Annotated in this window: 11 protein-coding genes; 3 read left to right on the plus strand and 8 right to left on the minus strand. The window is 70.2% G+C overall.

Annotated features, from left to right (window positions below; genetic code table 11):
* Window positions 1–15 precede the first annotated feature (15 nt).
* Entirely contained in the window at window positions 16–573 is a 558-nt protein-coding gene (locus IPK71_35175) for a hypothetical protein (protein MBK8219003.1), read from the plus strand.
* Between the two features lie 70 nt (window positions 574–643).
* On the opposite strand, the gene IPK71_35180 is transcribed toward IPK71_35175, so the two are convergent.
* From IPK71_35180 to IPK71_35190, 3 genes are read right to left on the minus strand one after another with little or no spacing between them, the layout of a single operon-like run.
* Window positions 644–1,426 (minus strand): thioredoxin domain-containing protein, encoded by a 783-nt coding sequence (locus IPK71_35180; protein MBK8219004.1) that lies wholly within the window; start codon window positions 1,424–1,426, stop codon window positions 644–646.
* A gap of 22 nt (window positions 1,427–1,448) precedes the next feature.
* Window positions 1,449–2,195, minus strand: coding sequence for a hypothetical protein (locus IPK71_35185; protein MBK8219005.1), 747 nt, complete (start codon window positions 2,193–2,195; stop codon window positions 1,449–1,451).
* Between the two features lie 39 nt (window positions 2,196–2,234).
* Entirely contained in the window at window positions 2,235–2,849 is a 615-nt protein-coding gene (locus IPK71_35190; protein MBK8219006.1) for a hypothetical protein, read from the minus strand.
* A gap of 211 nt (window positions 2,850–3,060) precedes the next feature.
* On the opposite strand from IPK71_35190, the gene IPK71_35195 reads away from it, so the two are divergent.
* Entirely contained in the window at window positions 3,061–3,942 is an 882-nt protein-coding gene (locus tag IPK71_35195; GenBank protein ID MBK8219007.1) for a 1-acyl-sn-glycerol-3-phosphate acyltransferase, read from the plus strand.
* Between the two features lie 25 nt (window positions 3,943–3,967).
* Here IPK71_35195 and IPK71_35200 read toward each other — a convergent pair whose 3' ends face one another.
* The 5 genes from IPK71_35200 to IPK71_35220 all read right to left on the minus strand — a co-directional run bounded on the left by IPK71_35200 (window position 3,968) and on the right by IPK71_35220 (window position 11,993).
* Window positions 3,968–4,603 (minus strand): 2OG-Fe(II) oxygenase, encoded by a 636-nt coding sequence (locus IPK71_35200; GenBank protein MBK8219008.1) that lies wholly within the window; start codon window positions 4,601–4,603, stop codon window positions 3,968–3,970.
* 119 nt (window positions 4,604–4,722) lie between these two features.
* The gene (locus IPK71_35205) at window positions 4,723–5,136 is read right to left on the minus strand and encodes a hypothetical protein (GenBank protein ID MBK8219009.1); all 414 of its coding nucleotides are present in this window, start codon (window positions 5,134–5,136) and stop codon (window positions 4,723–4,725) included.
* An 81-nt stretch (window positions 5,137–5,217) separates the two neighbouring features.
* A complete protein-coding gene (locus IPK71_35210) occupies window positions 5,218–7,689 on the minus strand; it encodes a VWA domain-containing protein (protein ID MBK8219010.1) in 2,472 nt (823 codons plus the stop codon).
* Entirely contained in the window at window positions 7,686–10,334 is a 2,649-nt protein-coding gene (locus IPK71_35215; protein ID MBK8219011.1) for an AAA family ATPase, read from the minus strand. Before IPK71_35215 ends, IPK71_35210 begins: the two co-directional genes overlap by 4 nt.
* A 90-nt stretch (window positions 10,335–10,424) precedes the next feature.
* A complete protein-coding gene (locus IPK71_35220; protein MBK8219012.1) occupies window positions 10,425–11,993 on the minus strand; it encodes a Rieske (2Fe-2S) protein in 1,569 nt (522 codons plus the stop codon).
* 246 nt (window positions 11,994–12,239) lie between these two features.
* Between IPK71_35220 and IPK71_35225 the strand changes: the two genes are divergently transcribed.
* Window positions 12,240–13,253, plus strand: coding sequence for a polysaccharide deacetylase family protein (locus tag IPK71_35225; protein ID MBK8219013.1), 1,014 nt, complete (start codon window positions 12,240–12,242; stop codon window positions 13,251–13,253).
* Window positions 13,254–13,272: the final 19 nt, after the last annotated feature.

Raw genomic sequence — 13,272 nt, forward strand, 5'->3', positions numbered from 1 at the left:
CGGAAGGCAGCCCAAGTGAAGCTCTCTCTCTTCGCGCTCCAAGTGTTCTTGCCGCTGCCCGCCGCCGACACGGCCCGGTACGGTCTCGTCGACGCCATCCGCCAGACCCCGGACGCCTGCGACTTCGCCACGAAGAACGCGAGCTACGGGCGCGTCGTCCAGGCGCTCTTGCCGCACACGCAGAGCTTCGTCATGGGCGTATGGGACTACATCGAGGATCACGATCGCGCGAACGAGGAGTTTCGCTCGTGGTGCGACGGCACCGAGAACGACGCGAACGAGGCCGCGCCCACCGATCCGTACCGCTCGGGCCCGCTGCACATGTTCGCGACGCTCCTCTTCCTGATGGCGCACGGCAAGGCCGCCGATCGTGTGATCTGCGAGGCCTGCCGCATGCCCGAAGAGGTCTACTGGCAGCGCGCCACCTTCGCGCGCCTGCTCTCGTCGATCCCCCACCTGAACTTCGCCACCATCTCGTCCGACGCGATCTACGTGCGCCCCTCGGGCCCGGGCGGCGTCACGGCCGAAGAGCTCGCCGAGGAGCACTACGGGTACCTGAAGAAGCTCGCGTGAGACGCGCCCTTCGTCGTGTGCATACTGCACACGAACCGGGAGGCCGACGACGACAGGGACGGCGCGCGCGTCAGGGCTTCTTCGCGCGGTTCTCTTTCGACACGGTCACGTAGACGCGCCCCGGGGGTGTTCCCGCGGCGATTTTGGCCTCGGCCTTGCGGAGCTCGGTCGTCACGAGCGCGCGGAGATCGTCGAGCGAAGTCGGCCCCTCGGTGACGACCCCATTCACCACGTACGTCGGCGTGCGATCGACGCCGAGGGATTTGGCGAGGAGCCCGTCGGCCTCGACCTTCTGCTCGTAGGCCTTGTCGGAGAGGGCCTCGTGGAGGCGCAGCTTGTCGACACCGGCTTCGGCGCCCCACGCGAGGTACGACTCGGGGCCGAGGAACGCCCGGTTCTTGAAGGCCAAATCGTGGAACTTGAAGAAGGCCTCGTTGCCGCCGAGCGTGTGCACGGCCGCCCCCGCGACGCCCGCCGCGCGTGATTTTTCGTGCGTGGCGACGACGAGGGTCTTCCAGACGAGGCGGAGCTTCTTGGGGCCGAGCTCGGTCTTCAGCGTGGCGATATCGCTCTGCGCGCGGGCCGAGTGCGGGCACTGGAAATTGCCGAACATCACGAGCGTCACGAGCGCGTCGCGATCCCCGGACATCGGATCTTCGGCCGTGACGGGCACGGGTGACGCCGAGTCGTCGAACGCGGCGGCGTCGACGGCCGCGCGCACCGGAGCCGGAGTCGCCCCACCGCACGACTTGCCCGCCGACACCACAGCGATGACGATGCCAACGACGACGCCCGCAGCGATGAGGGCGCCGCCGCGCTTCCACGACGGCTCTCCCGACTCTTCTTGGCTCACTACGAACGCTCTCTCGAACGGCTCAGTTGCCGGCTCCGGTCGCCGAAGCCTGCGACGAGCGCTCCTCGGGGGCCGCGCCGCCGCACCTCAGGAACGACGACGAGAGGCCTTTCGCGATCTCGTCGTCGTCGCCGAAGCAGGGCGCCGAGGAGACCGCGTCCCCGAAGCAGCGGAGCACGGGCGCGGCCTGCGGCGGGACGGTGACGTTCGCCTCGGCGAGCGCCCGCGCGACCACCTGAGGGCACGTCGCGGGGACGGCGCAGACCTCCCCGAGGTCGCCGCTGAGGCGCGGGAAACATCGCCCGATGTACCGGCACACGTTGCCGATCATGTAGCAGGCCGCCTCGGCGAACGACGTGCTGCCGCCCCCGAACCCGGCTGGACCTGCGCTCACACCACCGTTGCCGGCGTTCGTCGAGCCGCCCGTACCGCCGACGAGGCCCGAGGCCCCCGTGCCGCCTCCGCCCGCGTTCGAGGGGCCCGAAGCCGCCCCACCCGAAGGCACCGAGGTCGCGCCGAGCTTGAGCGCCTTGCCGAGACCGACCGGGTCGATCCCGCCGACGCCCGAGGACTTCGAGCTCTTCGGGGTCCCGGTGGTGGGGAGAGACGTCCCCTCCGGCACGACCGGGTCGGCCTGGGTCTTCACGAAGGCGTCGATCGCCTGCTCCATCTCTTCGGAAATGTTCGAGTTTTCGGCAGGGGCAGACGAAGCGCACGCCACCGCCGAGCCCGCCACCGAGACGACCAAAGCCAGCTTGAAGAGTTTCATCACGACCTCGCTCTCGAAGGATACGTGAGGGTTTCGGCCTTACCAGTAAAGATTGCCGAAAATGCCCGACGTGCCGGTCGTGAAGTTGATGGTCTTGAACTCGTCACGGAACGAGACGCCGACGCCGGTCTGGCCGGACACGCTGAGGTGGTCCGAGAAGAAGTACTCGGCGCCGAGGCCCACGTTGAACGCCATCGAGAACTGAGGAAGAAAGTCTCCGCCGGTCCCCGGCCTCGCGAAGAACGCGCTCGGCTGAACGAACGGCGAGAGGTTTCCGGCCTTGGCGATGTAGGCGCGGTAGCCGACCTCGAGCGAGAACCCCGGCCTGAAGACCGACGACTTCGTGCCGAAGTCGATGCCGACGTCGAGCTTGAGGGCGCCCGAGTCGCTCAAGAAGTACGAGATGCCCGCGGTGGGCGCGCCGCCCGCGGGCAGGCCGAGCGAGATGCCGAGCCAGCCCTGGTGCGGGCCGTACGTGCCATCGGCGGACGAGGCAGCAGGAGCGGGAGCCGCGGCGGGTGCGGGAGCCGGAGCGGCGGGAGCCGGGGCAGCCGCGGGCGGCGGGGCCGGGGGCGGGGGGAGGGCGGGCTGCGCAAAAGCCGACGCAGGAAGGGCGACGAGGGCGGCGGTCAGGAAAATTCGTTTCATCATCATGGCATTCCTCCGCGGACGGGGGCGCGAACGTCGTTTCGCATTCGCGCCATCGGGCGCCGTCTCGCGGGGGAACCTCGCAAGACCCGAGAGCGAGGGCCAACTTCGTGGCGCTTCATGACGACCTCCGCCTTCGCGCGACGCGCCCTCTTCGGCGCCTTTTTTGCGTCTCATTCCTTGCCGCTCGGACGTTTCTGGGCTTTGTTCACGCGCAGTGAGCACCGAGACCCAAGACACTCCGAGCCAGGCCCCGGCCGGCAAAACTCCCGCCTACCGTGACATCCTCGAGGTCGGCAAAAAGACGCTCACGCGCCTCGAACGCGCTCAGATCCGCTTCGTGCGTCGCACGTTCGAGCCGGGACCGCTCAGCGACGGGCTCGTCACCATGCAGCGGATCGTGGGCTCGCAGTGGATCGAGCACTGCACGCGCAACATTCGCGAGTTTTACGGGCTCGACCGCATCCCGAAGCTCAAGAAGACCGACAGCGTCATCCTCGTGTCGAACCACCGGAGCTTCTTCGACATGTACGCGATGACCGGGTACTTCGTGTACCGCGGCCTCGAGCAGCGCCTGCTCTTCCCCGTGCGATCGAATTTCTTCTACGACTCGCCCGCGGGCCTCTTCGTGAACGGGCTCATGAGCTGGTTCGCCATGTACCCGCCGATCTTTCGGGAGCGGTCGCGCGCGGCGCTGAACGTCGCGAGCCTCGACGAGACGATCCGGCTCGTTCGCTCGGGTGGCATGTTCTTGGGAGTCCACCCCGAGGGTCAACGGAACCAAGGCACGGACCCGTACGCGCTCCTCCCCGCCCAGCGCGGCGTGGGCCGCATCTTCCACGAGTGCCCGAACGCCGTGGTCATCCCCGCGTTCATCAACGGCCTCGGGAACGACCTCAAAAAACAGGTCAAAGGCAACTTCGACGGCACCGGCGAGCGCATCATCGCGGTCTTCGGCGAGCCTATCGACTTCGGCGATCTCCTGAAGCGCTCGGGCTCGCCCAAGGTCCACAAAGAGCTCTCCGAGCTCAGCATGCAGCACGTGAAGAAGCTCTCCGAAGAGGAACGGGTCTACCGCTCGATGCCGAAGCCTCGCTGAAGGCGCGAACGCGCTCGTCGATGGCTCAGAACCAGGCCACGTAGCGCCCCGAGAGACGCGCGACGTGGCACGTGGCGGAGACCCGAGGCGTGTCGCCCGTGAAGGGCTCGATCTGGTGGAGCCTGTAGCTCTCGAAGAGCACCACGTCTCCTGGTGTGTAAGATACACACGTAGGCTCGCAGAGCCGCGCGAGGGCCGGGTCCTCGTGCCCGTCGAACGGCAGGTCCCAGAGCCTCAGGCCACCGCCGCCCTCGACCTGCGAGAGCGCGAGCACGGCGGTGTAGGCCGCCCCGCGCGCCCTCACGTGCGGCTCGGGGAGACCCTCGGTGTCGAAGTGGACCTCGCCCCCGTGTTTCGCGCAGGCCCCGTGCGGCTCGAACACGTGCACGCCCGGGCCCGCGTACCCGGGGCGCGGCTCGACCTTCACACCGAGCAGCTCCGACACGACACGCAGCAGCGTGGCCTGGAGACCGGGCACGTGCCTACGAACGCAGGCGTCCGACGCCTTGGAGGACGCGAAATAGGAGCGCGCGTGGCCCTCCTCGAGATGGGTGTACCATGCAACACCGAGGCTCGCCTGCGTCCCGAACGCGTGGGTGTAGTCGGCGCGGGCGGCGAGCACCCTGTCGGTCCACGCGCGCGCGTGCGAGGGAGAGAGCACCCCGTGGACGTGGACGGCGAGGCTCTCTTCGACGAGGCGAGCCCTCGAATCGCGCGCGAAACGCTCGATCCCACCCGGAGAGTCGAGCTCGACGACCGCGCGCCCGTGCGGCGCGAGGCTCAAAGCGCCGAGAGGCGGGTCATCAACCGACCGCACAGATCGCTCTGTGGGTTGCGCTCGCGCTCGAGCCGAAGCCCCTCGCGGATGACCGCGGTCGCCCCTTCGGCGTCGCCGAGGAGGGCGCGGCACACCCCGAGCATCTCGTAATCTTCGGGGTCGTTCGTCTGGCCGACCAGCACCTCGAGCGGGGCCGCGGCGGCACGATGAGCATCCACGAGAGAGGCGGCGGGCGCGCCCGTGCGTTTGGCGAGCACGAGCAGCTTGAAAGCTTGCCGGCGATCTTCGGGCCGCTGCTCGGCGAAGAGCGGCGTCACGAAGAGGCTCCCGAACGCGGCGTTGGCGCCCTCGGCGTCCCCTCCGCGCATGAGGCCCACGATCCGCTTCACCTCGGCGACGAACACGTCCTTGCTCATGCCGAGGGACGTTAGTTCGTCGACCCCGCGCTTTCAATGACGACGCGCCCTCTCCCACACGGTGGGAGCGCGCACGATACGTCAGGAGGCGCGGCGGGGGCGGGTCTCGGCGTGGAGCGCGACGAGCGCGGGCTCCACACGAGCGCGGTGTGCCGCGAGCGTCGCGAGGTAGCGCTTCGGCGTGAGCCCGGCGTCGGGCAGGAGGCGCTCGACGAGATCGATCGCGTCGGCCTTGCGCGCGAGCTCGGAGCCCCCGACGACGCGCACCACCTCGACGATCGACGCGAGCATCACGTGCACGGCCTCGGCGTCGGCGAGCTCGGAGCCGTCAAGCGTCCCGTATTCGGCAGGGATCGCGCGAGGGTCGGGGAACCAGCGCGCGTAGCGCCGCCCGAGCGAGGCATGATCCTTCTGGAGCGACTCGATGCGGGCGCGCTCTCCCTCGCCGAGCATGGACGGCTCCACGATGCCCACCTCACGGAGCGCCTGGCGTTCCGCGTCGATCTGCTCCATGGCCTCGAGATCGCGCTCACGCGCGAGGTCTTCGAGCTCGGTGACGATCTGGCCGCACGCGCGCTCGAGCTCCGCCGACACGGAGCGAGGGTCCCCCCGCGTCGGCTCGAGGTGGAGCGGCATCGCCCCGTCGAGGGAGCCGTCGACCATGGCCGCGAGCGTCGCGTCGTCGACGAAGTGGTAGAACGCGCGCTCGCCTTTTGCGCGCTGCCTCGCGACGAGACCACGGAGCGCCGGGTTCTCGGCGCCGAGCGCCACGACGCTCACGCCGAGCGGGACGTCACCCGACACGAGCTCCCTCGCCGCGACCACGGCCGCCTCGTCGATCGCCGACTCGCCGTCGGTCACGAGCACGACCTGCGCGCGGGCGAGGTCCTTGTCGTTCACCCTGGCCGAAGCCACCACGTCGAACGCCTTGAGGAGCGCGGCCTGGATGTCGGTCCCTCCGGTGCGCACGTAGGCGCACACGTCCGCGATGGCCTTCTCGGCGAGCTTGGGAGAGTCGATCTTGACGACGGGCCCGACCTCCTCGTTGAAGAAGGCGAAGTAGAGCGAGCAACGCACGAGATCGCCCGAGAGGAGCCTCCGCATGAGCGTCGCGAGCTCGGCCACCAGCATGGCGTCGCGCACGCGGCCGCGCGGGCCGAGCATGCTCCCCGAGCCGTCGAGCACGAAGACCCGCACCTCCGAGGTCATCGCGACGCGCGTCGAGCGCTCCACCTCCTCGAGCACGTACCGACGCGAGAGGAGCCGCCCCGTCGCGAGCTGCAGCACGAGCATGCGCGGATCCTCGATGAGAGCGTCGGGGATGTCCTCGACCCCTTCGGCCGCCACGAGCTCGAGCGCGGGCGCCGGATAGGGCACGCGCCTGTGCCTCCGCCGCTCGGTGACGACCCGCACGGGTGAGAGCGTGCCCCCGAGCTCGAAGGCCCCGTCGACCGCGAGCGAGGCGAACAGAAGCTCCCGCTCGGCGCCCTCGGAGAGGTACTCGCGCTCGGCCTGCGCGACGGCTTTGTCGGGGCTCGGTGCGTTCGCCGCTCGATCCCGACCGCGCGCGACGGCCTTCGCCACGATGGAGGTCACGTCGAGGCCGAGTTGCTCCTCGGCCGAGCGCTCCAGCGACGCCCGTCGCGCCTCGTCGCCGAAGGCGCGCACGTCCCCGAACACGGCGTGGGTCGCTCGGCGCGCGAGCCGGGCATGCGCCGTGTCGGCGGCGCCACACCCCACGTGGGAGATCGCCGCGATCACGGCACGAAAACGCGCCTCCTCCCCCCGCGTCACCGCCGCGCGCGCTTGGTGCGCGAGCCCCACCTCGAAATCGACCCCGGCCGCCTCGAAACGATCCAGGCGTAATATCTCGGAAAGAATGGACTTTTTGCGCTCGGCCACGCCCTCTTCATCGAGCGGGAGCGCGGCGGATGCGTCGAGCAGCACCTGACGGGCCGCCTCGAAGAGCCTCCGTCGACGGGCGAGCACCTGGTGCTCGTTCCTGCCCGCTTCGAGGAGGTGATCGATCGCCGCGAGCTCGAGCGAGACCACGTGGAGGCGCTCTTCGGTGATCCGCGCGTCCTCGGCGTCGGCGCTCGTTCGAACGGGCGCGAGCGGAGGGAGGAGGGCCACGCGCGGGGTCTCGGCGACACCGGCCGCGAGCTCTTCACGCTCGGCGGCGTCGAGCGGAGAGAGAGCGCCCTCGGCGCGGAGCAAGAGCTCGTAGGTGCGCCGAAGCCACGCCGCGTGCGCCACGGGGGCTCGCCTCCGCACCGCCGCGAGGCGCTCCACGTTGACGAGGTTCTCTTCGAGCTCGTCGATCGCGGCGGCGAGGGCGCGGTCGAGCGCCTCGGGGGTGGGCTCGGGCGCCTCGCGGAAGGCCGCGACGAGCGCGCGCGCCGCGGCCGAGGAGAGCTTCGGACGCCAGCCGAACCTGTCGAAGAGGGGCGCCGCGACGCGGTAGAGGATCGAGACCTCGTGCGAGCCGCCCACACGATCGGCGCGCGCCCCGAGCGCCGTGAGCCGCGCGCGCCTCTTCTCCGCGGCGCTCACGACGCGAGCACCTCTTTCCAGCCATGGTCGGCGCGTGCCGCGCGGAGCCGCTTCAAGAGCTCGCTCGACTCCCCTTCGAGCGCGTCGATGCGCCCGCGGAGCTCGGTGGCGAACGTGAGCACCTCGGGGAACACCTCGCCCACGACCCGCGCCTCGAGCGAGAACCGAAGGAGCGCCCCCTCGTCACGCGTGACGTGGAAAAAGCGCGACTCACCGAAGAGCTCGATCGCCTCGCCGATGGCCCCGAGCTCGGACTTCCCGAGTGCCTCCTGCCCGAGCTCCGCGAGCGGTCGATAGAAGGCCTCGAGCTGCCCGATGGCACGCTCGATACGGGCGAGATCGAGCTTGCCCATCGTCACACGAAGCTCCGACGGGAGCGCTCCCACGGCGCGCGTGAGCTCGGCGAGCGCCGCGTCGGGTGGGCTCTCCGGCGTGATCTTGGGCTCCTTGATGCGCGAGGCCGCCTCGACCATCGTGAACGCGAGCGACACCCTCTGCTCCGCCGAGCGCAAGGCACGGAACCCCTCGGCGTCCGGGGTGGGCTGCGCGGGGCGAGGCTTCTTCTCTTCGCGCTTCACGAGCGCGTTCGCGGCCATCTCGAGCAGCTCCTGTGGCCCGAGCACGTTCCCTAGCCCCCCTCGCTCGAGCTCCTCGACGAGCGATCCTATCTGGGCCACGAGCTCCATCCGATCCTCGGCCTCGAGCCGCCCGAACGCCGCCGCCAAGAGCGGCTTGATGCGAGGCCCGACGACCCGCTGTTTCAGCCGTATCCCGCGGCCACCCATGAGCGCGAAGCGCGCCCCGAGCTCGTCGATCCGAACGATCGTGGGCCCGAGCGCCGCGAGGATCGCGCCGAGCTTCGACGCGTCGAGGCGCCCCAGCGCGTCGGCGATGGCGTCGCGGAACGCCGTGTCCATGATCTCGACGACCTCGTCCTCGGCGCGCCCGATCGCCTTGTCTCGCGAGGTGCGCGTGAGCGCGTACGCGGGCAGATCGGCGCCGAGGCGCTCGAGACGCTCTTGCGTCGCGACGATCCCCTCGAGCTCCGCGAGCACTTCGCCCGCGCGCTTCGTGTAGTGGCCGAGATCCGCGTCCGCGGGCATGTCTGCCTCGAGCGTCGCCCCCACCTTGGCCGAAGCGAGGCTCGCCGCATCGTCGAGGAGAGCTATCGCCCGACCGCGGAGCCAACGCGCGATCGGGCGCGCCGTCCCCGCCGACTTTTCGAGCCCCTGCGCGAGCTCCTCGAGGGCCTGCGCGATCTCGAGGGGGTGGCCGCTCGCCGTCCCTCCGCCCACACCGGCCCCGGCCAAGAGGCCCTTGCGGAGCGCCCGCTCCACGAGAGACGACACCGTCCCCTCGAGCAGCTCACGGGCCTTCTCGGCGCCCGGCGCGCCGCTCTCGACGGCCACCGCGATCTTCTGCGTGGTCTCGAGGAGCGCCTTCGTGTCGCCCCCGGGCTTCGCTTGCTCGACCGCCCGTTCGAGCGCCACGAGATCGACCGAGCCCTTCGGCGCCGCGCGCGGCACCTTCTTCGGCTTCGGCACACGCGAGAGGGCGCGGTCGAAGATCTCGCGCTCCGTCCGCATGATCGAGAGCTGCCGGCGCTCGCGGAGGTCGGTCTCACGGCCGAGGAGAGACGCGACCTGCTCGGGCGTCGGCCCCGAGAGGAGCATGCTCAGCCGGAGGCGCTCGAAGTCTTCGAACATGACCTCCAAAGGCCTGGAAGGATTCGATATTTTGTCGAGCACACACGCCGCGCGCAGCACCCTCCCGAGCCTCACCGCGGTGCGCGTCGAGAGGTAGCGCGTCGGCACGAAGGAAGGGTCGGCCCGGGTCGCCGCCGCCATGTCCGCCTCGACCCCCGCCATGAGACCTTCGAGCGCCTCGCAGAGGCCATCGTCCATGGTCACGCGCTCGGTCGCCTCCTGGAGGACGTCGAGGTCTTGGATGGTGAGCACGCTCTTCCACGAGGCGTTGCGCGACCCACCGAGCTGCGAGCGCAGCACCTTGCCCATCGAGCCCGGCGCGCCGAAGCCCTTCGGGACGAACGCGACGAACGCGATGCGATCGACGAACGCGAGCAGCGTCTCCCGCGAGCTCTCGAGCACCTCGGCGAGGTAGCGGTTCGTGGTCATGAGCGCGCACTCGATGAGGCCCGCCGTGACCTTGGTGCCCTGCTTCAGCTCACGCTCGTTCAGCACGTTCAACGTCGTGCGCAGCAGCATGTCGCGCCCGTCGAGCACCTCGTCGAGGAAGGCGTGCACGGCGCCGAGCATGCCCTGATCGGTGAAGTGCTCGGTGCGCCCGGTGGACATGAGCGTCTTGAAGTCGATGGGGCCGACGAGATCGGTCTGTACGGTGCTCTCGGTGAACTGGCGCGCGAAGAGGCTCGGTTTCCCGGTCGATTCGTCGAGGATCCGGCCGAGCACCGCGGTAGCGACGCCGCTCTTCGCCGTCCCGGGGGGGCCCGTCATGAGCACGTGCTCGCGGGACAGCAGCGCCAGCGCGACCTGGACCAACAAGTCGTCGCGCTCGACGAAGCTCCGGCCGAGCTCCGCGAAGAAGTCTTTGAATCGGCCGGCGGCGACCTCGAACGAGGTGGCCGCGGACAGCGCGTGGGAAGGGGCGAGTGGCTTTGCCGTCACGAGCCGAGGGTACAGGAATTGGGCCGTTGCGCCCGAGAGTTGCGCGGGCTCCGCCTCGGGGTGCGCGAGGGCTCGAGCGTGACCGCGGGTTCAGTCGATGCCCTCGTGGGGCCTGCGTGTCCGCACCACGCGCTCCGCGTTCGCCGCGATGCGTTCCAAGCGGCGATCTTTGGGCTCCGCGAGCACGGCCGCGACCGCTGGCCGTAACCGAGCCTCGTCCACCCGAGCGAGCTCCGCGGCCGCGAGCAGCGCCCTCGCCGGAGACTCCATGGATAGCGCGCTCGAGAGGGCCACCGACCGCAGCAGACCGCGGCGCTCCCCCTCGGCCGAGTCACGCGGCGCGGCGCTCGACACCCGCGCGAGCCTGCCCACGAGCCCCGCGGCTTGCACGAGCAGCGGCGCGAGCAGCTTCGGCCCCGCGAAGATGAGCGCCTCAAGCGCGCTCGCGAGGTGCAGCGCCCGGAGCGGCTCGTCGACCGTGACCGTCGAGCCGACCCGGGTCGTCCACGAGACGTCGTAGCGAGCCACCCGAGCGAGCGCACCCGCCCTCACCTCGCCGACGAGCCCCGCGAGCGCACCCCCTTCGCCGTCGGCCAGGTCTCCTGGCCGTGGCGCGCGGACCACGGGCTCGACGGCGTCGAGCATGGCAAAGACCGCCCGCCTCTCGGACGCGAGGAGAGCGTCGCGCAGGCCTTCGTCTCTCGCCCTCCGCCGCGACGCGCGAGGACGGAGCGCCTCGGCGACACCCGCGCGCGTCGACCTCCACGTAGGGAGATCCGAGCGCGCCACGGCGTGCGCCAACATCCGTGCAACCTGCACACGAAGCCGAGGAGCACACGAAGGGAAGTCCCGCGCGAGCGCCTCCGCCCACACGACGCGCGAGAGCGCGAGGCCACCGTCGAAGAGCTTCAGCGCCAAGAACGGGACGAACGTCGACACCGCGACGTCGGCGAACGGGCGCCCGTCGGCGAGCGCGAGGGCCTCCGCGTCCGCGCTCCGGCCTTCGAGGAGGGCCTCGAGGAGCGCGTCGCGATCGGGGGCGACGGCCACGACGGGAGGGCGCGCCGATCGGCCGAGGCCACGCCGAACGATGGACTCACCGACGAGGGTGAACGCCTCGGCGAGCGACACGATCCCTTCGCGGGCGAGCGACCGCGCGGCCCCGACGGACGCCGACTCTTCCCCGAAGCCGAGCCGAGCACCCTCGAGCGACGCCCCGAGCAGCGCGTCGAAGGCCACGTCCTCCCCGAACGCCGCGAGACGAAGGGACTCCCGCGCCACGCCGTCCGTGCGTCCGTCCGCGAGAGCACGGTCGAGATCGTGAGCGATCCGCGCCCGGTCGCCGCCGTCGGGCTCTCCGACGAAGACTTCACCGTCGTAGACCTCGGACACGAGCCGCCTCGCCGACTCCCCGCCGAAAGTGCACGCGCCCGTCTCGAGCTCGAAGGTCCAGTTGTGCCAAGGGCAGACGAGGCGCCCGTCCCGCACGAGCCCCATGGAGAGCGGGTGACCCTCGTGGGGGCACGCGTCCTCGAGCACGTGGACACGGCTCCCGACCCGCACACACGCGAGCCGCCTCTTCTCGTGACGAACGAGCTTCGGTTTGCCTTGCGGGAGGGACACGAGCGTGGCCACGGAGACGAGCTTCTTGGTCGGCACGGCCGGTACGATGCCAAAATCCGTGGCGGCGCGTCCCGGAGAACGGGAGCGCAAAAATTGCATCGATTTCGAAGGGTTGTGAGCCGTGCAAGGGTGCGTCCCCACTTTCCTTCGGTGGCCGACGTCCCAAGGGCCGCACGATCCCGAGGAAGATTCCGTTCCTCCTTGCGTACCCCCTCCCGATTTGGAAAAGATGGACCGTTGGGTAATCCGCCCACGGCCTCCCCCCTTCGCCCGAGAGCCTTCATGAACACCAAACGCGCCCTTGCCGGTCTCGCCGCCCTGTCCTCCCTCGCCTTCGCCCTCGCCGCCTGCTCGGCCGAGGTCACCCCGGAGAGCGGCACCGAAGATCCGGGCGCCGAGCTCGACGTGCAAGGCGAGTCGAACTCCGAAGAGGCGCTCACCGAGCCGCGCAACATCCGCGGCCTCGACAAGATGGCCACCAAAGAGATCGCGCTCACCTTCGACGACGGGCCGCGCGCCGAGTCGATCGAGTTCGCGCAGTGGCTGAAGGACCAGGGCGTCATCGCCACGTTCTTCATGACGGGCAAGAGCGTCGAGTCGAACGCGACCACCAGGTCGGCCCCGGCCAAGATCGCGGCGATGGGCCACCTCATCGCGAACCACACCTACACGCACCCCATCACCCCGGCCTTCGCGGCGCTCAGCCAGCAGAAGATGGTCGAGGAGATCTTCAAGACCGACCAGCTCATCGCGAGCGCCATCGAGCGCGGCGCCCCCTCGCTGCTCCGCACGTCGGGCGGCAGCTGGAGCAGCACGGTCTCGAGCACGCTCAACGGCAACCCGCAGACGAAGCACTACATCGGCAACATCTACTGGGACATCGGCGGCGACATGGCCAACGGGTACGGCGCCGACTGGGCCTGCTGGGGCACGCGCTACAACCTCACGCCCCAAGACTGCGGCAACCGCTACCTGAAAGAGATCGCCGACCGCGGCAACAAGGGCATCGTCCTCCTCCACGACATCCACGCGAAGACGCGCACGATGGTCAAAGAGACGATCGTCCCGCGCCTCAAGGCGCAGGGCTTCAAGTTCGTGCGCATGGACCAGATCGCGGGCATCGCGCCCGAGACTCCCACGGGCGGCGGCGCGGTGTCGGCGGGCGCTTCCTGCGGTGGCAACTGCGTGTGGTCGGGCCAGTGCGTGAATCGCCCGCACGCGGCGAACGCCCCGGGTGGCGCGGCGCTCGTCTGTGTCGAGCGCGGAAACTGCAGCCAGAAGTGCACGCCGCAGTGACCTGAGCGACCTCTCCCCT

Source organism: Myxococcales bacterium, assembly GCA_016712525.1.
In the GTDB taxonomy this organism is placed as follows: domain Bacteria; phylum Myxococcota_A; class Polyangia; order Polyangiales; family Polyangiaceae; genus JAAFHV01.